The 24,443-nt window shown below is 66.2% G+C and carries 23 protein-coding genes; 21 read left to right on the forward strand and 2 right to left on the reverse strand.

Going from position 1 to position 24,443, the window contains the following annotated elements; all coding sequences use genetic code 11:
• Positions 1–83: 83 nt before the first annotated feature.
• Complete coding sequence (locus BQ7391_RS03840) at positions 84–1,064, forward strand: phosphoglycerate dehydrogenase (RefSeq protein WP_083662077.1); 981 nt, start codon at positions 84–86, stop codon at positions 1,062–1,064.
• 30 nt (positions 1,065–1,094) lie between these two features.
• Positions 1,095–1,946, forward strand: a complete 852-nt coding sequence (locus tag BQ7391_RS03845) for a Cof-type HAD-IIB family hydrolase (protein WP_083662078.1) — start codon at positions 1,095–1,097, stop codon at positions 1,944–1,946.
• Here the strand turns inward: BQ7391_RS03845 and BQ7391_RS03850 are convergent.
• Entirely contained in the window at positions 1,943–2,380 is a 438-nt protein-coding gene (locus BQ7391_RS03850) for an arginine repressor (protein WP_075279375.1), read from the reverse strand. The genes BQ7391_RS03845 and BQ7391_RS03850 overlap by 4 nt on opposite strands.
• A gap of 150 nt (positions 2,381–2,530) precedes the next feature.
• Here BQ7391_RS03850 and pepT point away from each other — a divergent pair, with 150 nt between their 5' ends.
• The 18 genes from pepT (at position 2,531) to BQ7391_RS03945 (ending at position 21,628) form a co-directional block, all read left to right on the forward strand.
• Complete coding sequence (gene pepT, locus BQ7391_RS03855) at positions 2,531–3,784, forward strand: peptidase T (RefSeq protein ID WP_075279376.1); 1,254 nt, start codon at positions 2,531–2,533, stop codon at positions 3,782–3,784.
• A gap of 3 nt (positions 3,785–3,787) precedes the next feature.
• On the forward strand, positions 3,788–4,324 hold the full coding sequence (locus BQ7391_RS03860; protein WP_075279377.1) for a hypothetical protein: 537 nt from the start codon (positions 3,788–3,790) through the stop codon (positions 4,322–4,324).
• 11 nt (positions 4,325–4,335) lie between these two features.
• The gene (locus tag BQ7391_RS03865; RefSeq protein WP_075279378.1) at positions 4,336–5,178 is read left to right on the forward strand and encodes an HAD family hydrolase; all 843 of its coding nucleotides are present in this window, start codon (positions 4,336–4,338) and stop codon (positions 5,176–5,178) included.
• 44 nt (positions 5,179–5,222) lie between these two features.
• A complete protein-coding gene (locus tag BQ7391_RS03870) occupies positions 5,223–6,017 on the forward strand; it encodes an HAD family hydrolase (RefSeq protein ID WP_075279379.1) in 795 nt (264 codons plus the stop codon).
• A 3-nt stretch (positions 6,018–6,020) separates the two neighbouring features.
• Positions 6,021–7,130, forward strand: a complete 1,110-nt coding sequence (locus BQ7391_RS03875) for an extracellular solute-binding protein (protein ID WP_083662079.1) — start codon at positions 6,021–6,023, stop codon at positions 7,128–7,130.
• Between the two features lie 371 nt (positions 7,131–7,501).
• Positions 7,502–9,307, forward strand: a complete 1,806-nt coding sequence (locus tag BQ7391_RS03880; RefSeq protein ID WP_075279381.1) for a glycoside hydrolase family 35 protein — start codon at positions 7,502–7,504, stop codon at positions 9,305–9,307.
• Between the two features lies 1 nt (position 9,308).
• The gene (locus tag BQ7391_RS03885) at positions 9,309–9,773 is read left to right on the forward strand and encodes a PTS sugar transporter subunit IIB (RefSeq protein ID WP_075279382.1); all 465 of its coding nucleotides are present in this window, start codon (positions 9,309–9,311) and stop codon (positions 9,771–9,773) included.
• Between the two features lie 93 nt (positions 9,774–9,866).
• Positions 9,867–10,775 carry a PTS mannose/fructose/sorbose/N-acetylgalactosamine transporter subunit IIC gene (locus tag BQ7391_RS03890; protein WP_075279383.1) on the forward strand — a complete coding sequence of 303 codons (909 nt, stop codon included), beginning with the start codon at positions 9,867–9,869 and terminating at the stop codon, positions 10,773–10,775.
• Entirely contained in the window at positions 10,756–11,586 is an 831-nt protein-coding gene (locus tag BQ7391_RS03895; RefSeq protein WP_075279384.1) for a PTS system mannose/fructose/sorbose family transporter subunit IID, read from the forward strand. Before BQ7391_RS03890 ends, BQ7391_RS03895 begins: the two co-directional genes overlap by 20 nt.
• Before the next feature lie 156 nt (positions 11,587–11,742).
• Positions 11,743–12,360: a hypothetical protein gene (locus BQ7391_RS03900; protein WP_129583906.1), complete on the forward strand. Its 618-nt coding sequence runs from the start codon at positions 11,743–11,745 to the stop codon at positions 12,358–12,360.
• A 98-nt stretch (positions 12,361–12,458) separates the two neighbouring features.
• Positions 12,459–12,893, forward strand: coding sequence for a PTS sugar transporter subunit IIA (locus tag BQ7391_RS03905; RefSeq protein WP_075279386.1), 435 nt, complete (start codon positions 12,459–12,461; stop codon positions 12,891–12,893).
• A gap of 54 nt (positions 12,894–12,947) precedes the next feature.
• The gene (locus BQ7391_RS03915; protein WP_075279387.1) at positions 12,948–13,679 is read left to right on the forward strand and encodes a GntR family transcriptional regulator; all 732 of its coding nucleotides are present in this window, start codon (positions 12,948–12,950) and stop codon (positions 13,677–13,679) included.
• Between the two features lie 92 nt (positions 13,680–13,771).
• The gene (gene agaS / locus BQ7391_RS03920) at positions 13,772–14,938 is read left to right on the forward strand and encodes an AgaS family sugar isomerase (RefSeq protein WP_075279388.1); all 1,167 of its coding nucleotides are present in this window, start codon (positions 13,772–13,774) and stop codon (positions 14,936–14,938) included.
• Between the two features lie 165 nt (positions 14,939–15,103).
• Positions 15,104–16,270 (forward strand): N-acetylglucosamine-6-phosphate deacetylase, encoded by a 1,167-nt coding sequence (nagA, locus tag BQ7391_RS03925; protein WP_075279389.1) that lies wholly within the window; start codon positions 15,104–15,106, stop codon positions 16,268–16,270.
• A gap of 131 nt (positions 16,271–16,401) precedes the next feature.
• Positions 16,402–17,115, forward strand: a complete 714-nt coding sequence (locus BQ7391_RS03930) for an SIS domain-containing protein (RefSeq protein ID WP_075279390.1) — start codon at positions 16,402–16,404, stop codon at positions 17,113–17,115.
• 398 nt (positions 17,116–17,513) lie between these two features.
• Positions 17,514–18,212, forward strand: a complete 699-nt coding sequence (locus BQ7391_RS03935) for a TIGR00266 family protein (protein WP_075279391.1) — start codon at positions 17,514–17,516, stop codon at positions 18,210–18,212.
• A gap of 558 nt (positions 18,213–18,770) precedes the next feature.
• Complete coding sequence (locus tag BQ7391_RS03940) at positions 18,771–20,270, forward strand: tyrosine-type recombinase/integrase (RefSeq protein WP_075279392.1); 1,500 nt, start codon at positions 18,771–18,773, stop codon at positions 20,268–20,270.
• A 413-nt stretch (positions 20,271–20,683) separates the two neighbouring features.
• Positions 20,684–21,628, forward strand: coding sequence for an Abi family protein (locus BQ7391_RS03945; RefSeq protein ID WP_075280865.1), 945 nt, complete (start codon positions 20,684–20,686; stop codon positions 21,626–21,628).
• Positions 21,629–22,382: 754 nt separating this feature from the next.
• On the opposite strand, the gene BQ7391_RS03950 is transcribed toward BQ7391_RS03945, so the two are convergent.
• Positions 22,383–22,964 (reverse strand): DUF6088 family protein, encoded by a 582-nt coding sequence (locus BQ7391_RS03950; protein WP_129583907.1) that lies wholly within the window; start codon positions 22,962–22,964, stop codon positions 22,383–22,385.
• 758 nt (positions 22,965–23,722) lie between these two features.
• Here BQ7391_RS03950 and BQ7391_RS03955 point away from each other — a divergent pair.
• Positions 23,723–24,382 (forward strand): hypothetical protein, encoded by a 660-nt coding sequence (locus BQ7391_RS03955; RefSeq protein ID WP_075279394.1) that lies wholly within the window; start codon positions 23,723–23,725, stop codon positions 24,380–24,382.
• Positions 24,383–24,443: the final 61 nt, after the last annotated feature.

Below are 24,443 nucleotides of genomic sequence, written 5' to 3' on the forward strand. Positions count from 1 at the left end.
GAAACGCCTGCCCGCGGGAAATGTTCCGCGACCGGGGGGTAAAATACCCTCCAGTCACTACACATTTTGGAAGGGGGCACGACGTGGCGGACGCGTTCGTGGTTGCGTCGTGCGCTGCGACGTTTGGCATCTTCGACACCAGCGCGCTCGCGCGGCTCGAGGCCGCGGGGTGCACGGTGCGCGTCAACCCGTACGGCCGCCCGCTCACCGGCGACGAGATCGTCGACTACGCCTACGACTGCGACGCCATCGTCCTGGGCAACGACCACCTGGACGCCGCCACCATCGACCGGCTGCCCAACCTCAAGCTCATCGCCCGCCACGGCGCGGGCTTCGACGGCATCGACTTTGCCGAGGCCGTGCGCCGCGGCATCACGATCACCAACACGCCCGGGGCAAACCGGGAGGAGACCGCGGACCTCACCTTCGCCCTCATCCTGGACCTGGCGCGCATGATCACGCAGACCGTCACGCAGCTCAAGTCCGGCGTGTGGAACAAGATCCCCGGCCGGAGCCTCTACGGCAAGACCATCGGCATCATCGGCGTGGGAGCGATCGGGATGTCCGTCGCCGCGCGTGCCATGGGCTTTGGGATGGACATCCTCGGCTACGACATCGTCCGCCGCGACGAGGCCTCCCACTACGGGCTGCTCTACACGAGCCTCGACGAACTGCTCGAGAAGTCGGACGTGGTCACCATCCACGCCCCGCTGACCTCCGCCACGCGCAACCTCCTCGGCGCGCGCGAGTTCCGCCGCATGAAGGAGGGGGCGCTGCTCATCAACACGGCGCGCGCGGGCATCGTGCGCGAGTCCGCCCTCGAGCGCGCGCTGACCACGGGCCACCTGGGCGGCTACGCGGTGGACGTGTACGAGCACGAGCCGCCGACGCTGCCCAAGTTCTTCGAGATGCCCAACGTCCTCACGACCCCGCACATCGGCTCGGCGACGCTCGAGGCCAACCGGCGCATGGGCGACGTGGTGGCCGACAACATCATCGCCTTCAAGGACGGCAAGGAGCCGCCCAACCGCGTGACGTTTGCGGACCGGGTGCGCTTCTCGTGACCCAGGGGGCGAGCGACCTAAGGAGACGCAGTGGTTAAGCTCGTGTTCGTCGACATGGACGGGACCTTCCTCGACTCCGAGAAGGCCATCTCGCCCGAGAACGCGTCCGCGCTCGACGCGGCGGCCTCCCTGGGGGTCATGTTCGTCCCCTGCACCGGGCGCAACCTCGCGGGCCTGCCGGCCGAGCTGCTCCGCCATCCCAGCGTGCGCTACGCCGTCTGCGCAAACGGCGCCGTCGTGGCCGACGTCGCCACCGGGAGGACCCTGCGCGAGGTGACCATCGAGAAGGACCTGGTGCTCGACCTCTACCGGAGGCTGCGCGACCGCCCGATCACCTTCGACCTCTTCGCCGACGGGACCGTCTACACGCAGCGCGAGCGCTACCCGCTGATCGACCGCCTCGAGCTCAGCGACGCCACCAAGGAGTTCGTCCGCGGGGTGCGGACCGTGTACGACGGGAGCCTCGAGGACCAGCTCGCGCGCATCGGGGACGTGTGCCGGCTGAACGTCTTCTACTGGCGCGACGAGGACCGCGACGCGGTCTGCGAGCTCGTCGACTCCGAGCCCGCCCTCAGGCGCGCCTCGTCGCTGCCCTGCAACATCGAGATCACCGACCGCTCCGCGCACAAGGGCGCGGGGCTGCGCTGGCTCTGCGACCACCTGGGAGTCTCGGCGGGGGAGTGCATCGCCTTCGGTGACGGCGACAACGACCGCACGATGCTCGAGGCCGCGGGGGACGGCGTGGCCATGGGCAACGCGACCCCCGAGGTCAAGGCCGTCGCCGACCACCTGACCTCCTCCTGCGACGAGTCGGGCGTGGGGCGCTACCTCGCGCCGGTCTTCGCCGCGATCGCCGGTCAGGCAGCCTCGGGGCCGCGCTAGCCGCTCGCCGCGAGGGAGGTGACGAGGCCCCTGACCTCGTCCGCGCCGGCGGGGGAGTCGGTCGCCACGAACACGGTGTCGCTGCCGGCGACCGTGCCGAGCACGTGCGCGAGGCGCGCCTCGTCGACGGCGCGCGCCACGCTCGGGGCGGTGTCGGGCTGGGTGAGCACCACCACGAGGCTCTGCCCCGGGGCGCTTCTCGCCTCCACCACGAACTCCGAGAGCACGAGCTGCAGGTTGAGGTCCTCCTCGAGGACGTAGAGCCCGCCCGCGAGCTTCCGGAGGTGCATCTCGGAGACGTCGCGCGAGACGGTCGACTGCGTGCAGGCGAACCCCCGCTCGGCGAGCGCCTCCACGAGCTCCCCCTGCGTGCGGACCGACTGCCCGCGCACGATCGAGCGAATCGCCTCCTGCCGTTCGTTGCTGCGCCTCATGCTCGCCTCCCGTCGCCCTGCACAGAAGCATACGCAAAACGGCCGCCGCCCGGGGCGGGGTCGGCGTGAAGTTACGGCGCGCTGACGCGGCGCGGGCGCCCCTGCGCTAGACTAGCAGGCGTGAAAAGCCGCGACCCCCTGGGAGAACCCATGTCAGACGTCCTCGAGCGCTTCATGCGCTACGTCCAGGTTGACTCTTCGTCCGACCCCGGCAACGACGGGGTCACGCCCTCGACGCCCTGCCAGCACGACATGGCGCGCGTGCTCGCGGACGACCTCGCCGCCATCGGGTGCCGGGACGTGACGGCGGACGAGCACGCCTACGTCACGGGCGTCCTGGACGCCTCCGCCGGAGCCGAGGGGCTCCCCGCGCTCGTGCTCTGCGCCCACATCGACTCGTCGCCCGACGCGCCAGCCCATGGGGTCCGCCCGCACGTGGTCCGCTACGAGGGCGGCCCGCTCGTCGCGGGCGTCGTTGACGGAGAGCCGGTCCAGACCACGCCCGATCAGGTGCCTGACCTCGAGCGCTTCGTTGGCCAGGACATCGTCTGCTCTGACGGCACCACGCTCCTCTCGGCGGACGACAAGGCGGGCGTCGCGGAGATCATGGCGCTTCTTGCCCGCCTGGCGAGCAACCCCGAGCTCCCGCACCCCGCCATCAAGGCCGCCTTCGTGCCGGACGAGGAGATCGGCCACGGCGCCGAGCTGCTCGACCTCGAGGCGCTTGGCGCCCGCTGGGGCTACACCGTCGATGGCGAGGCCCTCGGCGAGCTCAACTTCGAGTGCTTCTCCGCGAGCGAGGCCACCGTCCGCATACGCGGCGTGATGGTCCATCCGGGTAGCGCCAAGAACGTCATGGTGAACGCCATCACCGTGGCGGCCGAGTACCAGCGGATGATTCCGGCGGCGGAGCGCCCCGAGCATACCGAGGGCCGCGAGGGCTACTACCACCCCACGGACATCGAGGGCACCGCCTCGGAGGTCACGCTCACCTACATCCTGCGCGACTTCGACGCCGAGGGCTTCGCACGGCGCGAGAAGACCATGCATGACGTGGCGGGCTTCCTCAACGCCCGCTACGGCGAGGGCACCGTCTCCGTGAGCATCTGCGAGCAGTACCGCAACATGGCCGAGAAGTTCGGCCCCGAGGACCGCTGCCTCGTCGACTACGCCCTCGAGGCCAACCGCGAGGTCGGGATCGAGCCCGTCCTGGTGCCCGCCCGCGGCGGCACCGACGGGGCGCAGCTCACCTTCCGCGGGCTGCCCTGCCCCAACATCGCGACGGGGGGCTACAACGCGCACTCGGTGCGGGAGTTCATCCCCGTGAGCAGCCTCGAGGTGACGGTGGACCTGCTCGAGCGGCTCGTGGCCAAGTTCGCGACGGGCCCCGAGGCGGTGGCGTAGCGGATGTGGCCCGGCGTCCTCGTGACGGTGGCCGTGGCGCTGCCGCTCGCCTCGATCGCGCTCATGCAGCTCGGCAGCGTGCGCATGACGGAGCGCCATCACAGCCGGCACGACACCTACGTCGTTCCCGTGGCCTTCACGAGGTCGCTCGTGCTCACGATGCTCTTCATGGGGGCGATGGGGCTCTTCCTGGGCTGGCTCTGCAGCTCAAGCGTGTTTGTCGCCGACCCGCCCGAGGTCCTCGCGTTCTTTGACGCGTTCATCGTGACGACCTTCACCCTCTGGCTCGTCCTCACCCGCTACAAGGTCTCGACCTTCGAGGGGCACATGATCGTCACCCCCTTCGTTGGGCACGACGTCGTGGTTCGCTACGACCAGATCGAGCGCATGGAGTGGGCGGGGTTCCGCAAGGGCTCCGGCTATCGCGACCTTGACGTCTGGGTTGGCGGCTCCCACGCCGTACGGCTGAGCGCGCTCGTCGACCTTGAGCAGATCCTCATGAGCATCGACCGCTTCGACGTCCTGCCGAGCAGTTCCTAGGAGGTAATCGCGTGATCAAGCTCGTTCTTTCGGACATGGACAACACGCTCGTCCCCCTGGGGGCGCGCCACGTGAGCGCCCGCACCGCGGCGGCCATCCACGAGCTGATGGAGACCGGCGTCCGCTTTGGCCCGGCGACCGGTCGCGACTACGTGGAGCTGATGCGCTTCTTCAACATGGACGAGTCGTGCTTCATGTCCGGCATCTTCTCCAACGGCAAGCGCGTCCGCGTGGACGGCGAGTACGTCCGCACCGTGACCTTCGACCACGACGTCCTCGTGCGCATCGACGAGGTCCTGCGGCCCGAGGAGGGCATGTTCCTCATCTGCTACCCCGCCGAGACCAACCTCCTCAACCCCGCCTATGGCGTGGGCACCACCTCAGACGAGCTTGCCGTCTTCGAGGGAATGACGAGCTTCAACGGCGGCGTGGTCGACGAGGTGCCCGACGAGCCCTTCGTGGCCGCGACCATCGCGTGCAAGGGCGGGCCCGAGCGCATGGACCGCTGTCGCGCGCTCGTCGCCGAGGCGGTGCCGGAGGTCGATATCGTCTCGCCCATCCCTCAGTGGTTCGACGTGCTGCCCAAGGGCGTCTCCAAGGCAGACGGCCTCGAGGTCCTTCTCGACGCCCTGAACATCACGTCCGACGAGGTCGCCGTCTTCGGCGACGCCGAGAACGACCTCGCCATCCTGAGCAAGGTGCGCCACTCCGTCGCCGTGGCAAACGCCACCGACGAGGTGCTGCGCTGCGCCAACTATCGCGTGGGGGCGAGCGCCGACGAGGGCGTCGCCGACGCGCTCTTCGAGGTCGCCCGCGCCGCCCGCGCGGGCGAGATGCCCGCGTTTCTCTCATGACAAAGGTGACAGGGTCATCTGTCAGGTTTTCAGGAAGGGGTCACATGATCAAGCTCATCGCGTCCGACATGGACGGAACCCTGCTCGATGACGACTCTAAGGTCCCTGAGGAGACGTACGAGCTCATCTCGGCGCTCGCCGAGAAGGGCGTGCGCTTTGTGGCGAGCTCCGGCCGCCGTTATGACACGCTGCGCTGGCTCTTCGAGCCCGTGGCGGACAAGATGGATTACGTCGCGTCGCTCGGCACCCAGGTCTACGCCGACGGGCGCCTGCTCGACCGCGAGGTCTTCTCGACCCTCTCGGTGATGCGCCTCTTTGAGACCACGCAGCTCTTCGACTGCCTGCATCTTGCTCTCTACGACGCCACCCACACCTACCTGCTCAACGACCAGAGCTCCTACATCCGCGAGCTGGACAAGGACCTTCCCAACGCCGAGCGCCTCTTCGACCCGCCCTCGCCCGACGTGAGCATCATCAAGGCGGCCCTGTGCTGCGAGTATCCCGACCAGCTCATGGACATGGCCTACGTGCTCGAGCGCGAGCTCTCCGAGTTCTTCACGTTCCTCCCGAGCGGCTCGCGCTGGATCGACGTGGTCCCGCGTCACGTGAACAAGGCCACGGGCCTCGAGCAGGTCATGCGCTACTGGGGCATCGGTCCCGACGAGGCGGTGGCCTTCGGCGACTCCATGAACGACTACGCGATGCTGCGCTACGTGGGACACCCCTACGTCATGGAGAACGCTCGCTACGCCGTGCGCCAGATCGGGCAGCGCGTCATCGGTCGAAACTCCGACCACGCCGTCCAGCGCGTCATGCGCGAGATTCTGGAGGAGCTGTAGGGCGTGGCTCGTGTGCTGTCGAGAAGGACGCTGCTCGGGTCGCTCGCGCTCGGCGCCGCGTGCGCGGCGGCAGGGCTTGTCGGATGCTCTGACGGTGACGGCGGGGCCGTGAGTGCGGAGCCTGCCGCCACGAACCCCCTCGCGGGCAAGCTCGGCGGCAAGCTCGTGCTCAGGACCTCGTGCTCGGAGACGCTCGTCAACGCAGCGGTCTCCGCCTTCACGGAGGAGACGGGCGTTGCGGTGCGCATCGTGTCCAGCTCGGACGGGGACCTGCTCTCCTGGTATGGGGGCGACTCCGCAGAGGGGGCGGGCAGCCCCCTCGAGCCTGCCCCCGATGTGGTGTGGGGTGCCGACCCGAGCTGGTATGCCGGGTCAGAGGCCCTTCTCGAGGAATACATCTCGGGCGAGAACGCCGCAATGCGGGAGGGCTGCCGGAGCGTCGGCGGACGCATCACGCCCGTGACGCGCGATGTCGCCGTGATAGCGGTGGGGGAGGGCGCCGGGGACGGCGTCGAGGTCACGGGCTACGAGGCGCTGCTCGACGAGCGCGTGGTCGGCTCCGTGGCGATGGAGGACCCGTCAACGAGCGCGCGGGGTCTCGCGCACCTCGCGGGCATCGTCTCAGGCCTCTCGGGGCAAAGCGCGGACGCGCCGTGGGAGTATGCGAGAGATCTTCTGGCCGGCGGAGCCCTCGTGTCGGCGCGAGATGTGCTCGACGCTCCGGAGCGAGAGAAGCGCGCCGTCGCGCTCACGTCAGAGCAGCGCCTCATGCAGGCCCGTCTCCTCGAGTCTCCCGCGCCCGATTCGGTCTATCCCCGCGAGGGGTCCTGCGTGACGTGCGAGTGCACCGCAATCGTGACAGGCTGCGCGAACCTCCGGCAGGCTCGCGCCTGGATCGACTTCGTGACGGGGAAGGCGTGCCAGGAGCGCCTTGCCGCCGAGGCGTTTGCCCGGCCCGCCCGCTCTGACGTGGCTGAGCCGGACGGCCTGCCCGACGTGGAGGACCCGACCGTCCCGGACCGGGCGGGGCTGCTCGCCTCGTGGGCGCACGTTCTCGATGGGGCGTGGGAGCCGAGCGAGGTCGCTCCGGAGGAGGCCGCGAGCGCACGATAGGCCTCCGCCCGGATGTCGCTCGAGCAGCATCGCTTTTGGCGGGAGGGGCTCCTGCATTCACCTTACGTCACGCGATATCGATTCCATAGTGGTGTTACAAAAGTAAGACCAGAAGACAACTGTTAGAGTTGTTACTACCAGTTAAAGTGCAGCTCAGAGGGTATAAAGATAGGAAAATGAGCATAGATTCGTATCTTTACCTGCGTAAATAAAAAATCGCCGCTTAGCGAGAAAAACCTACCACTCAAAGTGTTCTCCACATTTCCGCGATAACTATGAGGAAGTCGTGTATCATAGCCAGCATGGGATTTTGAGGTCGAAGCACGGTTAATCAGTTCGAATTCAAATATCACTCGAACGCTTGGAGCAGCATGCACACCTTTGAGATTGGTACGGAGTTCCTGCTGGACGGCAAGCCGTTCACGATTCTCTCCGGCGCCATTCACTACTTCCGCGTGCATCCGTCCGACTGGCACCACTCGCTCTACAACCTCAAGGCGATGGGCTTCAACACCGTTGAGACCTACGTCCCGTGGAACCTCCACGAGCCGCACCCGGGCGAGTTCGACTTCACGGGCGGCCTTGACCTCGCGCGCTTCCTCGACGAGGCGGCGGAGCTCGGCCTCTGGGCGATCGTCCGCCCGTCCCCCTTCATCTGCGCCGAGTGGGAGTTCGGCGGCCTGCCCGCGTGGCTGCTCGCCGACCGCTCGATGCGTCCGCGCTCGCGCGACCCCAAGTTCCTCGCGCGCGTGGCCTCCTACTACGACGCGCTCATGCCGATTCTCGTTCCGCGCCAGGTCATGCGCGGCGGCAACGTCATCATGATGCAGGTGGAGAACGAGTACGGCTCCTACTGCGAGGACAAGGAGTACCTGCGCGCCATCCGCGACCTCATGACCTCCCGCGGCGTCGACGTGCCGCTCTTCACCTCTGACGGCCCGTGGCGCGGCTGCCTGAGGGCCGGCACCCTCATCGACGACGACGTCCTCGCGACCGGCAACTTCGGCTCGCGCGCAGCGGAGAACTTCGCCGCCCTCAAGGCCTTCCACGAGGAGCACGGCAAGAGCTGGCCCCTCATGTGCATGGAGTTCTGGGACGGCTGGTTCAACCGTTGGGGCGAGAACGTCATCCGCCGTGACGCCCAGGACCTCGCAGACAGCGTGCGCGAGCTCCTCGAGCTCGGTGGCTCCGTCAACCTCTACATGTTCCACGGCGGGACCAACTTCGGCTTCATGAACGGGTGCTCTGCGCGCCATACCCACGACCTGCACCAGGTCACCTCCTACGACTACGACGCCCCGCTCGACGAGGAGGGCAACCCCACCGAGAAGTGGTACCTCCTGCGCGACGTGGTGCGCGACCTCTTCCCGGACAACTGGACCGCCGACCCGCTCGTCAAGACCGCCGTCGGCGTTTCCGCCGAGAAGGTCGAGCTCACCGGTAGGGCGGGGCTCTTCGAGAACCTCGCGGCGCTCGACCCCGAGCCCGTGCGCTCGCTCTACCCGCAGACGATGGAGGACATGGGCCAGAGCTATGGCTACACCCTTTACCGCGCGCAGGTCGAGCGCGACACCACTGAGCCCGAGCGCATCCGCGTGGTGGACGGGCGCGACCGCGCCCAGGTCTTCGTCAACGGGGCTCCGGTGGCAACGCAGTACCAGGAGCACATCGGCGAGGACATCCGCTACGCCCTCCCCGAGAAGGACAATCAGCTCGACGTCCTTGTCGAGAACATGGGCCGCGTGAACTACGGCCACAAGTTTCTTGCGGACACCCAGCGCAAGGGCATCCGCACGGGCGTCTGCGTCGACCTGCACTTCGTGCTCGGCTGGGAGGCGTACCGCCTCGGCCTCGACGACGTCTCGCGCGTCGACTACTCCGCTGGCTGGGCCGAGGGGACGCCGTCCTTCTCGCGCTTCGAGTTCACGCTCGACGAGCCGGCCGACACCTATATAGACACTACGGGCTTTGGCAAGGGCGTCGCTTTTGTCAACGGGACGAACGTGGGAAGGTACTGGGAGATCGGACCCATTGCCACGCTCTACGTGCCCCATGGCATGACGCGCGCAGGAGTCAACGAGCTCGTGCTGTTTGAGACCGAGGGGACGGTGAGCGACTCCATCTCCCTGCGCTCCACGCCCCTCATCAGCCACCTCGAGAAAGAAGGAGTTGAGTAGCATGATCGTTGGAGCACGTGTCGACTTCCGCCTGATTCACGGCCAGGTTGGCAACCTCTGGGCGAACGCCCGCCAGGTCAGCCGCTTCATGGTCGTCGACGATCAGGTGTCCGAGGATGCCGTTCAGAAGCAGGTCCTGCGCATGGCCACCCCGGCCACCTGCAAGCTCTCCGTCCTGCCCGTCGAGAAGGCCGCGGCCAACATTCTCGCCGGCAAGTACGACGCACAGCGTCTGTTCATCGTCGTCAAGAAGCCCGAGGTCTACGTCAAGCTTGCCAAGGCCGGCGTGAAGTTTGACGAGATCATCCTCGGCAACATCACCTCGATGAACATCGTCAAGACCTACAACCGCAACATCAACTGCGGCCAGGACGACGTCGACGCCCTCAATGAGCTCGCTGCCATGGGCATTCCCATGGTCATCCAGCTCACCCCGCAGAACAGCCCGGAGCCCTTCAAGCCCTAGGCCTTAGACGCTACGCGGTGAGGGGAGATGCACCGCAGCCATATAGCGTGATTCGTACGTTTGATTCGAGTTGTTAGAAGGAGGAAAAGAACCATGATTCAGTGGTGGCAGATTCTTCTGCTTACGCTCTATGCGGGCTTCCAGATCATGGACGAGCTGCACTGGTACTCCAGCGCCGGCTCCGCCGTGTTCTCCGGTTTCATCACGGGCCTCATCATGGGCGACATGGCAACTGGTCTTTTCATCGGTGGTAGCATGCAGCTCACCATCCTCGGCGTTGGCACCTTCGGCGGCGCCTCCCGCATCGACGCCAACTCCGGCACCCTCATCGCCACGGCCTTTGCCGTCAGCGCTGGCATGGACCCGGAGCAGGCCCTTGCCGCCCTCGGCGTGCCCGTCGCCGCCATCCTCGTCTACACCGACATCCTCGGTCGTATGGCCAACACCTTCTGGGGTCACGCCTGCGACGCCGACGTCGAGAAGATGAACTGGAACGCCTACAACATCCACTACTGGATGGGCGCTGTCTCCTGGTGCCTCTCCCGCATGATCCCGGTCTTCCTGGCCCTCGCCTTCGGCCAGCCGCTGGTTGAGGCCATCACCACCGCCCTCAACGGCGACCTCGCCTGGCTCGGCACCGGCCTCACCGTCGCCGGTGGCATGCTTCCGGCCGTCGGCTTCGCCATCCTGCTCCGCTACCTGCCGGTCAAGAAGCACATCGCCTACCTGATTCTCGGCTTCGTGATTGCCGCCCTTCTCGGCACCGCCTTCACGAGCATCGCGACCGTTGGCGGCGACGCCGCTACCATCGCTGGTGCCCTCAACGGCCTGCTGCCCGAGGACGCCGCGGTTGCCGTCGGCGGTGGCTACAAGAACCTGTCGATGCTGACCGTCGCTCTCATCGGCTTCGCTCTTGCCTACATCTACTACCAGCAGCACCAGAACGCGCCCGTCGCGGCTGTCTCTGCTGGTGCGGAGGGAGATGACGACGATGAGCTCTAAGACCACTGGCTACAAGCTCACGAAGGCTGACCTTCGTCAGATCAACATTCGCAACCTCGTCGGCTTCCAGGCTGGCTGGAACTACGAGCGTATGCAGCACTCCGGTTACCTGTGGATCATCCTTCCGCAGCTCCGCAAGATCTATGGGGACAACACCGAGGCCCTGAAGACCGCCTGCCGCACCCAGTGCTCGCCGTTCTTCAACACCTCCAACTTCCTCAACACGATCATCACGGGCATCGACCTCGCCATCGAGGAGACCGAGGGCATCGACGGCCTCGAGACCGTCGCCTCGCTGAAGACCGGCCTCATGGGCCCGCTCGCCTCCATCGGCGACTCCATCTTCGGCTCGCTGCTCCCGACGATCTTCGGCGCCCTGGCCGCAAACATGGCCATGGCCGGCAACCCGCTGGGCATCTTCATCTGGATCGCCTCCTGCGTCGTGGTCGACTGGTTCCGCTGCAAGCAGACCTACATCGCCTACGATCAGGGCATGAAGCTCGTCACCACCATGTCCGACAAGCTCAACGCCATCACTGACGCCGCCACGGTCATGGGCGTCTTCATGGTCGGCGCGCTGATCTCCACCAACGTTGGCATCGTCCTCACGATCAACCCCAACATCGGTGGCGTTCCCCTGGACGTTCAGGACATCCTGAACAACATCTGCCCCAAGCTCGTCCCCGCCGCGCTCGTCGGCTTCGTGTACTGGCTCCTCGGCCGCAAGGGCATGACCTCCACCAAGGCGATCTTCATCGTCCTGGTGCTCGGCGTTGTCCTCGGTGCCCTCGAGCTCGTCGCGAAGGGCTAAGGCACCCTCTGGCCTCGTGGCGCCCGGTCGCTCCGGGCGCCACGGACCGCACTGCTTCGTTCGAGCGGGCGCGCATCTCACGGCTCGGGACCACGTCGGTTCTTCGCCCTATCTCCCGAGATGCGCGCCCGCTCCACCTAGAAAGGCTTTTTCGTCGTGGAACCGGGCGTTATCGCATTTCTCGTGCTCGTCGTCGTGTACTTTCTCGCCTCGGAGGGCTTCCGCCACTACTACGAGGCAAAGTACCAGGGGTTCTTTGAGACGGGACACTACAAGGAGGCCATCGAGGCCCTCGACAGGATTCCCGCCCGCGTGACGCTGACCACCTACCGTCAGTACTATCTTCGCTTCCTGTGCTACCAGGCCATGGACGACGAGGAGATGGCCACGCGCATGATCGAGCTTCTCGTCCGCATGAGAAACTCCGCCAAGCGCCAGGCCCAGACCCTCGCCGTCGCGTTCAACTACTTCACCCAGCTGGGCAACAAGGAGCGCTGCAAGGAGCTTCTCGCCCAGCTCAAGACCTGCAAGGCGGCCGACAGGGCCGTCATCCAGGACTGCCATCTCACCTACGACATCGTCTTCGGCAAGCGCTACGACTACATCGAGCAGATGGAGAAGATGCTTCCGGGCGCCGCCCCCGAGCTCAAGGGGAAGCTCTGCTTCCTTCTGTGGAAGCAGTACGCCAGCAAGGGCGACAAGACCCATGCGAAGCGCTACAAGCGGCAGTTTGAAGAACTCACGAATTCGAACACGATTCGGCAGGCGTCCTAACGACCTGACGGTCCTCATAGACAGAAGTTGGTATTCTGGTAGTAACAAGTTTCCAAATGGTGTCGCGGGACCCCGCGGCAGGAAGGAAGGGGAGCAACATGATCGGATTCATCCTCACCGGCCACGGCCACTTCTCCAATGGGCTCAAGAGCGCGCTCGACATGATCGCCGGCCCGCAGCAGGACTTCGAGATCGTCCCGTTTGAGGAGGACGCCGCCGGTGCGTACGGCGACAACCTCCGCGAGGCGGTCAAGGCCATGCGCGCGAAGACCGACGGCGTCCTCGTCTTCTGCGACCTCATGGGCGGGACCCCGTTCAACCAGTCCATGATGATCACCGCCGAGCAGGACAACATCTCCGTCGTGGCCGGCACCAACCTTCCCATGCTCATCGATATCGTGATGTCTCGCACCCCCGACTCCACGATTGACGACCTCGTCTCCGAGGCCGTGGAGGTCGGCAAGGAGGGCGTCTGCCACATGGCGCTCGACGCCGGCTCCGACGAGGACGACGACGAGGAGGAGGGCATCTAGCACCGAGCGAGCCCTCGTGACGCTCCGCGCGACGAGGAGGCGGGAGAGGCACCCATGACGTCGAGGCAGAAGAAGCAGCCGCTCTACGACCAGCTGGTTGACATCCTGACCGAGAAGATCGACCAGGAGTTCCGGCCGGGCGACCTGCTGCCGTCCGAGCGCGTGCTCTCCGAGAGGTACGGCCTCTCCCGCACCACGGTCCGTCTTGCCCTGAGCGAGCTCGAGCGCCTTGGCCTCGTGGTGCGCCAGCACGGCAGGGGAACCTTCGTTGCCGACCGCTCCACGCAGGCGACGAACCTCATGCAGTCCTACAGCTTCACCGAGCACATGCGCTCGCTCGGCCGCGTCCCTGAGACCACCATCCTCGAGTTCTCCGAGATCGACGCCGACAAGAACCTCGCGGAGCACATGGGTGTCCGGCTCGGGGACCGCCTGTTCAAGCTCAAGCGCCTGCGCTCCGCCGACGCCACCCCCATGATGGCCGAGCTGACGTACCTGCCCCTGCGCAAGTTCATGACGCTCAAGCGCGCCCTGCTCGAGAGCATGCCGCTTTACGAGATCATCGAGAACGTCTACCACGAGAAGATCCGCGTCGCCGAGGAGGAGTTCTTTGCGAGCGTGGCGCGTTCCTCCGACGCGCACCTGCTTGACATCTCCGAGGGGGCGCCCGTGCTCGATCTCGTGCGGACCACCTACAACACCAGCAACGAGATCATCGAGTACACGCTTTCCGTCGCACGTGCGGACCAGTTCAAGTACAAGGTCTACCACCAGCGCGTTCCCTAGCGTGCAAAGGTGACTGTCACTTTTGCACGCGTCAGGGCCTTCCCTAACCCGACGGGGGAGAAGACTCCCCGCCAACCCGAAAGGAGCGATCAATGTTCGAGAAGAGCAAGGAGGAGCTCGTTGCCCTCGGCGCGGACATCACCACGGCCGAGATCGCGCAGCAGCCCGACCTCTGGAGGGACACCCTCAACATCTACAGGACCAACCTCGATGCCATCGAGGCCTTTCTCGCTGACGCCCGCGCCATGGGCGAGGGTCGTCTCTCCGTCGTCTTCACCGGTGCCGGCACCTCCGACTATGTCGGCGACACCGCCGCGCCGTATCTGCGCCACGCCGGCGACGTCTCGCTCTATGACTTCAAGCCCGTCGCCACCACTGACATCGTCTCCGCCCCGCGCGACTTTCTGAACCCCGACGAGCCCACGCTGCTCGTCTCCTTCGCTCGCTCCGGCAACAGCCCCGAGTCCCTTGCCGCCGTTGAGATTGCCGGGAAGTTCGTGAAGAACGTCCGCTTCCTCAACATCACCTGCGCCCCCGAGGGCAAGCTCGCCGTCGAGTCCGCCGATGACCCCCGCGCGCTCACGCTCCTCATCCCGCGCGCCAACGACAAGGGCTTCGCCATGACCGGCTCCTACAGCTGCATGACGCTGCTCTCCACCCTCATCTTCGACTCCGCCACCCTTGACGAGAAGGCCGCCTGGGTCGAGCAGATCGCCAAGATGGGCGAGGAGGTCGTCGCGCGCGAGGACGAGGTCGCCGCCTTCCTGGCAGGCGACTTCAACCGCGTGACCTACCTCGGCTCCGGCTCCTTCGTCGGCCTCGCCCAGGAGAGCCAGCTCAAGATCCTCGAGCTGGCGCACGGCCTTGTGGCCACCTCCTGGGACAGCTCCATGGGCTACCGCCACGGGCCCAAGTCGTTCGTCGACGACAAGACCCTGGTCTTCGTCTTCATGAACAACGACGAGTACACCCGCCAGTATGACCTCGACATCCTGAACGAGATCGGCGGCGACAAGATCGCGCAGAAGACCATCGCGGTCCAGCAGGACTGCGGCCCGGTCTTCGAGGGAGAGTCCTTCACCTTCGCCGGCTACGACGCGCTGCCCGAGGGCTATCTCGCGCTCCCGTTCATCATGGTCGCGCAGACGGTGTCGCTGCTGAACTCCGTGCGCGTGGGCAACACGCCCGACACCCCGTCGCCGACGGGCACCGTCAACCGCGTTGTCAAGGGCGTCACCATCCACCCGTTCCAGGCGTAGCGTGGAAACGTGGAAAAGGGACAGTCACTTTTCCACCTTCTGACAAAAGTGACAGGGTAAATTGTCACCAACGGGGGCCTGCCCCCGACAGAGCTCGGGCGCCCGCCTGCATGACCGTGCGGGCGGGCGCCGCCGCATAGAACCCAGACCGTGAGGAGAAGAACCATGAGCACGTTTGCTATCAAGGCCGACCGCTTCATACTCCCCGGCGCCACCATGCAGGGCGGCTACCTCACCATCGAGGACGGAGCGTTCGGCATGTGGTCCGCTGACCAGCCGGACTGCGAGATTCGCGACCTCACCGGATGCATCGTGGGCCCGGGCCTCGTGGACACGCACATTCACGGCTTCTACAACCACGCCACCACCGATCGCAGCGCCGAGGGCATCAATGCCTCGAGCGTCGAGCTTGCCCGCCGCGGCACCACCTGCTGGCTGCCCACCACCTTCACCGAGTCCGTCGAGCAGGTCGCGGACTCCTGCGCCGCCATCGCCGAGGCGGACGAGGGCCGCTCCGACGACTTCGTGGGCGCGCGCATCGGCGGCATCTACCTCGAGGGACCCTTCTTCACCGAGGCTCACGTGGGTGCCCAGAACCCGGTCTACCTGATTGACCCGAGCGTCGAGACCTTTGACATGTGGCAGGAGAAGGCCGGCGGGCGCATCGTCAAGAGCGCGCTCGCTGCCGAGAAGGACGGTGCGTGCGCCTACTGCGCAGCCCTCGACGAGCGCGACGTGGTCACCGCCATCGGTCACTCCGATGCCCACTATGACGAGGTCCTCGCGGCCGTCAACGCCGGCGCGAGCTGCTTCGTCCACACCTACAACGGCCAGCGCGGCCTTCACCACCGCGACCCGGGCGTCGTGGGCGCGGCCATGACCACCAACGGCACCTACGCGGAGATCATCTGCGACGGCCGCCACGTCGTTCCCGGCGCCATCAAGGCGCTCGTGGACGCCAAGGGCTGGGACCACACGGTCCTCATCACCGACTGCCTGGGCTGCGGGGGCATGCCCGAGGGCGAGTACATGTCCGGCGGCCTGCCCGTCGTGATGAAGGGCGGTCTTTGCTACCTGCTCAACGAGGACGGAACCACCGGGTCGATCGCTGGTTCCGTGCTCACGCTCGCCGAGGGCGTCAAGAACATGGTGGACTGGCAGATCGTGACCGCCGAGCAGGCCATCCGCATGGCGACGGAGGTTGCTGCCCGATCTGCCCACATCGAGGAGCGCTTCGGCTTCATCAAGCCCGGCCGTGACGCCGACCTTACGGTCTTCAACGCCGACATGACGCTTGCTACCACCTTCGTGGGCGGCGTCGAGGTCAAGTAGCGGGGTCAAGGAACGACGCCGCGCCCTCTGCGCCAGGTTCTTCTCGCCAAGCGCTTATGTTGTTGGGCGGCGCGGAGGGCGCGCGTTCTCATAGAGAGCTCAGGGGCTCCGGTCGCAGGAAGGGAGAGGCAATGGGTAACACGGCAGCTCGTTTCAAGGCGGAGGTCCTGCGCCGCCTGGACGAGGTCTTTGACGGCCAGGAGGGCGCGGTTCACGAGGCGGCGGTCATCTTCGCCGACACCATCGAGCGCGGTGGCATCATCCGTGCCTTCGGCTCTGGTCACAGTCATGCCAACGCGCTCGAGATTTGCGGCCGTGCCGGCGGCTATATCCAGACCAAGGTGGTGCGCGAGCCCGCCTGGGGCATCTACGAGATGATCGACGGCGTGGGTGACCAGTTCTGGCTCAAACTGGACCTGCGTCCCGAGGATTGCCTCGTCGTTATCTCTAACTCTGGCCGCAACCCGCTGCCCATCGAGCTTGCCATGCACGCGCGTGAGGCGGGCGTCAAGGTCATCGCCGTAACGGCGGTGGACGTCTCCCGCGCGGGCACCTCGCGCGCCAAGTCCGGCAAGCGCCTCTTCGAGTGCGCCGACGTGGTGCTGGACAACAAGTCCTCCTTTGGCGACGCGGCGCTTGAGGTCGAGGGCCTGGCCACGCGCGTGGGGGGCACCTCGCTCTATACGGGCTGTCTGCTTCTGGACTGTGCCGTCATGGAGTCCATCGACATCCTGTTCGAGCGCGGCATCCAGCCGCCGCTCTTCATGAGCGCCAACGTCGACGGAGGACCCGAGTTCAACCAGCGCCTCCTCGACCAGTTCAAGGAGCGCCTGGCGGAGTACTAGGACCTGGCGAGAAGAACGCGCGCGGGCGGCGGCTTCGGTTTCCGGGCCACCGCCCGCCGTTCTCATGGATGCGGTTGTAGCGGCTTGGCGACAGTCTGCGTCATCGAGGATGGGAGTACGTCAGAGCGTCCTTCTCGCCATCCTGCGTCTCTTTTGCGCGTGTTGGCGAACTTGGGGTTCCGGAAGCGGGCATTCCGTCACAACCCATGTCGTCTCAGCCGAGATGTTTCGGGCAGCCGCGGCCCCACATTGAGGGGCGCGCCGACCCCGGTGGTTTAGGCGATTTCAAAAATGGGAGACGTGCGCGTTTGGCTGACGGGTGACCGGCGGCGCCGGTGCCCTGCCACGCCGGCTATACTCGGGGCATGATGGGCCGTACGGCAACGAGAGGAGACCCTATGAGATTCGTTCTGACCGGTGATTCCGACTGCCCGATTGCCCGCATCTCGCTTGGGCCAGGAGAGTCCGTGCGGACCGAGAGCGGCAGCATGGTGTACTCGCGCGGGGTTGAGATCACGGGAGGGCTCAACACCAAGAAGAAGGGTCTCGGCGGCGTCTTCAGCGCCATCGGCCGCTCCATCACCAGCGGAGAGTCCATGTTCGTCACCACGGCAACCGGCACCTCCCCAGACGGCGAGATTGCCGTGGCTCCGCCCATTCCCGGCAAGATCGTGGAGCTTGGCATTGACGGTGCCCACCAGTATCGCCTCAACACCGGGGCGTTTCTCGCCTGCGATGAGACCGTCGAGTACACGATGGTCAACCAGGGCATCGCCAAGGCGTTCTTCGGCAACACGGGCGGTCTCTTTGTCATGGAGATGAACGGCGCGGGCAGCCTGTTGGTCTCAGCGTTTGGGGACCTCCTGGCGCTTGACGTGACACCCGACGAGCCCCTGGTGGTCGACAACGAGCACGTGGTTGCCTGGGATGCCAGTCTTGACTACCACATCGAGGTGGCAAGCGGCATGTTTGGCTTCACCACCGGCGAGGGCCTGGTGAACTCCTTCACCGGCAGTGGCCGCGTGTACATTCAGACGCGCAACTTGGCCAACCTCGCCCAGGCGATGCACCCGTACCTGCCCGCATCGTCCAACTAGTGGAGAGGTGGCGGCCGGAGTACCCGCAGGCGCCGATTCATGAGTGCGCACTCGCGCAGCCTCGCACGTCGCCCAACTGGGAAAACGCGAGAAGAACGTGCGCGAGTGCGCGTTAATTCGGGGGGCGTCTGAGCCGTCCGACGGCGCTGCGTGACCGCGAACAAAAAGCCCGGAGATCGCATGACCTCCGGGCTGACTGTGTATGGTCGCGGGGGCAGGATTTGAACCTACGACCTTCGGGTTATGAGCCCAAGACCGAGCTCTCAACGACGTATAACCATGTTATCGGATTGTGTTTCTTTTGTACAGTCTACCTGCGGTTTTGAGTCAATCTCGTTATCTCTCGCGCAACGGCGAAAAACGGCGTACCCTGCTCGATTCCCCCCGATTCCCCCCAAATTAGTTAGCTATATCTAACAAATTCCCCCCTTGCTAGAATTCGCCGCGAGGGAGGGCGGGCGACTCGTCCCTCCCTCGAGGGAGCGCTCCGCGTCTCCGGACGAACCAGGCGGCCCCTCTTCCACACCATGGGCCGCCGAGAGCACAAGGGAGGCGGCCATGCCGAAGGTGACGGGCTGCGGCGAGATCGAGGAGATCGAGCGCGGCAAGGTCTACCGCATCAGGCACCACCTCGGGAGGGACCCCGAGACCGGGAGGTACCTGAGGTCCCCCAAGAGGACGGTGCACGGGACGAAGTCGGACGCGAGGAGGGCGCTCGAGGAGTACCGGCGCGAGCTCGAGGAGGGGTTCGCGAACCCCGAGAACCTGACGGTGCCCGAGCTCGGGTGGAGGTGGCACGAGCAGCGCAAGCTCCTCAAGGACCTCTCGCCCCTCACGCACGCGACCGACGAGTGCGAGCTCAGGAAGGTCGAGCGCTGGTTCGGCGGGATCCTCGTGTCGGACCTCTCGCTCTCGCTGCTCAACATGGTCTACTCGAGCATGCGCGAGGACCACGGCGTGTCGCAGCGCGGCGTCCACAAGCTCAACGCCGTCCTCAGCCAGGTCATGGACCTCGCCGTCAAGGAGCGCCTCGTCAAGCACAACCCGTGCCGCGACGTGGACGTGTCGCGCCCGCGCTCCGCCGAGCGCACGCCGCTCACGCTCGACGAGGCCATAGCGCTGTGCCAGGCGCTCAGGTCGGAGGGCTTCGACGGACGCCGCGTCGCCGTGTGGCTCGCGCTCGCGACCGGGGTGAGGCGCGGCGAGGCGCTCGGTCTCACGTGGCGCTACGTCGACTTCGAGAACCGCCGCATCTACATCAAGTACCAGTACACGCGCGACAAGAAGCTGCGCGAGACCAAGAACAAGCGGTCGAGGTGGATCGCCGTCGACGACGGGACGGTCGCCTACCTGAGGACCTGGAGGGCGGTGCAGGCCCGCAGGATGCAGGTCCAGGGGCTCGCCCAGGCGCCCGACACCCCGGTGTGCTCCGACGACGCCTTCGGGCTCCACGACCCGGACAACTTCTCGGCGTGGCAGCGCGGCTACTTCGTCGAGCACGGCCTCGGCAGGATCGAGGAGCCCGAGGAGGGCGGGCGCAAGCGGAGGCGCTACGTGGGCTACGACTTCCACGAGCTGAGGCACACGCAGGCGACCTTCCTGATCGGCAACGGCATCGACCCCAAGAGCGTGCAGGGGCGCCTCGGCCACGAGGTGTCGAGCATGACGATGGACGTCTACGCCCACACCATCGGCGGGAACGACCGCGAGGCCGCAGACCTCATGGGCAGGCTGCTGATGACGGGCGGCGAGGGCGCCGGCGACGCCCCGGGGGAGGCGGCCGGCGCCGGGGAGCCCGAGGGGGCGCCCGCCGCGCCCGCTGCCGCCGGCGCCGAGCCGGTGAGGCTCACCGTCGTCGGCCCCGACCCCGACTCCCGGCCGTGCCCGGGGGCGAGGCTCGTCGAGCGCGAGGTCGTCCGCGACGGGCGCGCCGTCTGGGTCGAGGAGTGGAGGGTCACGCTCTCCTCGGTCGGCGAGCTCCTCGAGCTCCAGAGCGGCCTCGGCGCGCCCGTCCTGCTCGAGGGCGGCCGCCTCACGGTGATGGCGGAGGGCGCGTAGGGCCTGCGAGGCGGGCGGGCTAAGGATTGGACTAATTGCGGACCCTTCGGACGGCTTTAGTCCAATGGGAAGTCCAATCAAGCCCTGTCTAGTCGTAAATAGAGCTAAAACGTTTGCCGGCGGCCCCATTTAGTCGTAAACCGGGCTCGCTTACGACTATCGGGGACCGGCCGGGGCGGGATTGCTCCAGCCATTTTCAATCTACCTAGGAATGTCTTGTCACCAAGCGGCCCGAGGGACGCGCGAGAGCAGCAAACGCGCCGCTGCGCTCGCGAAGAGGTTCGAGTACCGTCCCCCCTACCAAAGGCGACAGGTATGGAGTAAGGCGGCAACCTCCACCATGGTACAATCATCCCCGAACACGCGGCTGACAGAAAGGCTTGACAGTGCCACCCAAATCCACCAACTCCCTCATGAAGCACCTTCGAGATCAGGGAATCTCAATTGGCGGGTCGGGGCAAAAGCGCAAGCTGAAGAATATCGGCTATTACCACGGATACAAAGGATTTCGGTTCGTGGGCGATTCGTCGAAAAGACTCCCCATCGACGATTTCGACCAGATTGCATCGCTCCACGCCATGGACATGCAAATCAAAACTCTTTTTTACCCGCACATAATGACGATTGAAACTGCGCTAAAGAACTACACGCTTGAGGCCGTGCTCAGCCATGCCAAAAGCGAGGACTTCGATGATATCTACAGGAGCTGCCTGACAGCATACAGGGGATATCGCCCCGGCACAGACGATTACAAAAAGTCTTGGGCAAACAGGCTAAGGCTTCGGCAAACCGTTGATGGGCTAATCTCTCGCGAGCAGGATAAGAAACCGTTCTTCAAGCACTTCCGCGATCAGGGAAGGGCGATTCCGATCTGGGCCATCTTCGAAGCCATGACCTTGGGGGAGTTCGGCAATTTCTACGCGTGCCTCGACCGCCCGATTAAAAGCTCAATCGTCGCCGATTTGGGAATGCCGTCCCAGTTTGACTCGGAGGCCCTCCTCCTTTCCATCATCTTCTCGCTGAAGGATCTGAGGAACGCCATCGCCCATAACGCCATCGTCTCGGATGTGCGATTCAAGACAGGCGGCATCTCAAAAAACGTCGGAAAGCTATTGAAGAACGAAACGGGCATAGATTCGGTTAACTTCTCCGACATCACGGATTACGTCATCCTCGTCGTTTATCTTCTTGGTCTTCTCAGGATTCCCAAAACCGACAGGAAACGACTCATTTCCGGCTACGAGGGGATTCTTCTTCGCTACAAGAAGGAGCTTCCCCGCGACATCTACGGCAGCATTGTGCGCACCGAAACCCAGAACAAGCTCAAATTACTCAAGAAGTATGTCACGAAATCGTAGAGAACGGAACATTGTGGTAGACTATCCCCGTAATAGCGGTGGTAGCCTTCGGGCGACACCTGGAAAGGCCCGACAAGTTCGGGCCTTTCTTTTTTCTGAATTCCAACAGCTCCAACTATCCCAATTATCCAAACGAAGGGGATAGACCCTCTATTATTCTTGACGAGCAGGGCATCAGGCTGCGATCCCGGGTTGAGGGCGGGTGTCCCACGGTGATGGCAGAGGGCGCTTAGGGCCGGCGCGCGCCGTCGTGCTGATTGCGGACGCCCGGCCCTTCCTGGACGACAAGTACGACCCCGCCCTCGACGGGCGCGCCGGGCGCGCCGAAGGAGGAGCGGCGTCCCGTGAGGGCGGCGCGGGCGGCGCCCCGCTCGTCGCAGAGCAGCTCGGCGTCTGTGACGCAGGAGAAGTCGACGACTACGATGTACGGGAACGACCCGACGGCGTCGGCCGGACCGACGAGGGGTCGTCCCCTCCAGCTCCCCGCCGTCGGGCACCCTTGCCATTCTTAACGCCTACGTGCACGAGCTCGCCGGGGGCACTTTCGTTCGTGGCGCGTGCGTGACCTGGCCGGGTAATCGAGCGCGTCGGCTCCAGGAAAGACGGGGCGTGGAGGGCATTACGACATCCCATGTCGTGATAAGTGTCGCAGTAAGTGTCGTAGTAAATGTCGTAGTAAAGCTGGCGGCAGGCCGAGCAGCGACAGCGGCGCCCCGGCCCTGAACGTGGTCACGCGCGCCGCGCTCGCGCGACCCTATCCGTCGCGCCGCTGCTCCCATATCCTCTCGGCGGCCTCGGCGACCCACGAGGTGAGCCCCCTCGACTCCTCCAGGAAGGTCTCCGCGTCCTCGTCGGTGAGGTTCCGCGCGAGGGCGGACAGGGCCTCGTCGCTCGCCCCGCCCCTCCCGAGCGCCTTGAGCGCCTGGACTATGGTGCGGGTGACGGGCGAGCAGCCGAGGAGGTCGCGGTTCGCGCGGTGCCTCAGCTCGATCTCGTACGGCCCGTAGGAATAGGTCTTGTAGGGGCCGCTGCTCACGTAGACGTGGCGCGCCGGGACCTGGGTGTCGAGCCCCAGCGCGTTGAGCGCCGCGTCCCCCGCCGGCGCGATGACCCACTTGTTCGCGCGCGCCACCGCGCGGACCACCTCGTCCACGCTCGCGGGGACCTCGGCGCCGAGCAGCTCGCTTCTCTCCGGGACGTAGTAGACGCCGCGGATGGCCCGCGCCAGCTCGCCGCGGGCGTGCATCCTCCCGAGGACGTTGCCGGCGTTCCTGGCGCTCGTGATGTCGGCGAAGTCCGCGGCGGTGAAGGCCCTCCCGGGGCCCTCCGCGGCCATCCTCTCCGCGACTCTCCCTGCCTCCGTCGACAACTCGCCCTCCTCTCGTTGATGAAAACAGTATGCATGTTTTTCATCATTTTGGCTCAGCCGCACAATCCCCGCGCGCCGCCGCCCGACAACGCCCCCCGTCGCGCGGGGCGCTGCCGGCGGGCTCATGAGCTACTCCGAAATGCTCCGAAGCTGCTCCGAAATCGCCCCGAGGGCCATCGGACGGAGCGCCGGGGCAGCGTGGACAGGCTCCGCGCGGGCGCCTGCATAGCCTCGGGAGAGGTCCGACAAGGTCCGACAGAGGTCCGACACGGCTCGTCGGGGCGCCCGGCGGGAGCCCGGCGGCGCGCCAAGTATCGCCAAGTATCGCCCGGGGCGGCCCGCGCGGCGCGACCTCGCCGTGACGGGAAGACATTCGCAGGTAGAGGGCACGGCGCCCGGCGAGAGGCGGCCCCTCCCAAGTATCGCCAAGTATCGCGAGGGTCCCGCCCCTCGAGGACGGGACGACTGCCGCCCCCGGCAGGCCGCTCTCGTCGGGAGCCCCCACGCCCGCTCAGGCGCCGCGGGGGCTGTCGCGCCGGTCGGCGGCGCGTAAAGGGCCCGCAAAATCCCTCCACAGCCCCCGCGCGCGGGGCCGGTGGAGGGAGCGGCCGGGGGCCTTTTCGCAGGCTCCTTGACGCGCCCCTCCCCGGCGCTCCCCGGCAGGCAGGCCGGAGGCAAGCGCGCTTGCATCCGGCGGGCGCGGACCCGAGGAAGGGAAGGCAGTCATGAGCCACTTCTCAGTTCTGGTGCTGACGAGGGAGGGGCAGGACCTCGAGGGGCTCCTGCTCCCATACATGGAGAACTGCTGCGGCGAGCCGCCGCGCGAGTACATGGAGTTCTTCGAGGACGAGGAGTGCGAGGTGGACGAGGAGACCGGGCGCCGCGGCTACTGGCAGAACCCCAACGCCCGCTGGGACTGGTACGAGGTCGGCGGCAGGTTCCGCGGCATGCTCAGGGCGTCCCGCGGCTCGCGCGCGGTGCCCGAGCGGCTGGGCGGGCGCTACCCCGAGGGGCGCTACGACTCCGCCCGCGTGGGGGACTGCGACTTCGGCCCCGACGAGGCGGCCCGCGCCGCCGCGGAGGAGTTCTGGGCGCGGGCGGTCGAGGGCGCGGGCGACGGGGCTCCGCTCACCCTCCGCTCCCCGGAGTTCTACCTGCGCAGGTACGGCGACGCCGCCACGTTCGCCGAGCTCGAGTCGGCGTTCAGCACGTGGGCGGTCGTGACGCCGGACGGCGAGTGGCACGAGCAGGGCGAGATGGGCTGGTGGGGCCTGAGCTCCGAGACCGACGAGGAGGCCCTCGGCTGGCTGCGCGGCTTCAGGGGGAGGTTCCTCGACACGGCGGACCCCGACTGGACCGCGACGGTGGTCGACTGCCACATCTAGCGCGGTGCCCCGGGCGACCGGGGCCCGCCCCCGCCCGCGGGGGCTGCGCGCCCCCGCGCCC

It is taken from the genome of Thermophilibacter provencensis, from assembly GCF_900128445.1.
GTDB classification, from domain to species: domain Bacteria; phylum Actinomycetota; class Coriobacteriia; order Coriobacteriales; family Atopobiaceae; genus Thermophilibacter; species Thermophilibacter provencensis.

What these genes read in the sequence shown, in the direction of transcription:
- BQ7391_RS03945 (WP_075280865.1), top strand. Translation starts at nt 20,684, where the DNA reads ATGAAGCACCTTCGAGATCAGGGAATCTCAATTGGCGGGTCGGGGCAA.
- BQ7391_RS03870 (WP_075279379.1), top strand. Translation starts at nt 5,223, where the DNA reads ATGATCAAGCTCATCGCGTCCGACATGGACGGAACCCTGCTCGATGAC.
- BQ7391_RS03940 (WP_075279392.1), top strand. Translation starts at nt 18,771, where the DNA reads ATGCCGAAGGTGACGGGCTGCGGCGAGATCGAGGAGATCGAGCGCGGC.
- BQ7391_RS03860 (WP_075279377.1), top strand. Translation starts at nt 3,788, where the DNA reads ATGTGGCCCGGCGTCCTCGTGACGGTGGCCGTGGCGCTGCCGCTCGCC.
- BQ7391_RS03955 (WP_075279394.1), top strand. Translation starts at nt 23,723, where the DNA reads ATGAGCCACTTCTCAGTTCTGGTGCTGACGAGGGAGGGGCAGGACCTC.
- BQ7391_RS03950 (WP_129583907.1), bottom strand. Translation starts at nt 22,964, where the DNA reads ATGGCCGCGGAGGGCCCCGGGAGGGCCTTCACCGCCGCGGACTTCGCC.
- BQ7391_RS03890 (WP_075279383.1), top strand. Translation starts at nt 9,867, where the DNA reads ATGATTCAGTGGTGGCAGATTCTTCTGCTTACGCTCTATGCGGGCTTC.
- nagA (WP_075279389.1), top strand. Translation starts at nt 15,104, where the DNA reads ATGAGCACGTTTGCTATCAAGGCCGACCGCTTCATACTCCCCGGCGCC.
- BQ7391_RS03895 (WP_075279384.1), top strand. Translation starts at nt 10,756, where the DNA reads ATGACGACGATGAGCTCTAAGACCACTGGCTACAAGCTCACGAAGGCT.
- BQ7391_RS03905 (WP_075279386.1), top strand. Translation starts at nt 12,459, where the DNA reads ATGATCGGATTCATCCTCACCGGCCACGGCCACTTCTCCAATGGGCTC.
- agaS (WP_075279388.1), top strand. Translation starts at nt 13,772, where the DNA reads ATGTTCGAGAAGAGCAAGGAGGAGCTCGTTGCCCTCGGCGCGGACATC.
- BQ7391_RS03930 (WP_075279390.1), top strand. Translation starts at nt 16,402, where the DNA reads ATGGGTAACACGGCAGCTCGTTTCAAGGCGGAGGTCCTGCGCCGCCTG.
- pepT (WP_075279376.1), top strand. Translation starts at nt 2,531, where the DNA reads ATGTCAGACGTCCTCGAGCGCTTCATGCGCTACGTCCAGGTTGACTCT.
- BQ7391_RS03915 (WP_075279387.1), top strand. Translation starts at nt 12,948, where the DNA reads ATGACGTCGAGGCAGAAGAAGCAGCCGCTCTACGACCAGCTGGTTGAC.
- BQ7391_RS03885 (WP_075279382.1), top strand. Translation starts at nt 9,309, where the DNA reads ATGATCGTTGGAGCACGTGTCGACTTCCGCCTGATTCACGGCCAGGTT.
- BQ7391_RS03880 (WP_075279381.1), top strand. Translation starts at nt 7,502, where the DNA reads ATGCACACCTTTGAGATTGGTACGGAGTTCCTGCTGGACGGCAAGCCG.
- BQ7391_RS03850 (WP_075279375.1), bottom strand. Translation starts at nt 2,380, where the DNA reads ATGAGGCGCAGCAACGAACGGCAGGAGGCGATTCGCTCGATCGTGCGC.
- BQ7391_RS03935 (WP_075279391.1), top strand. Translation starts at nt 17,514, where the DNA reads ATGAGATTCGTTCTGACCGGTGATTCCGACTGCCCGATTGCCCGCATC.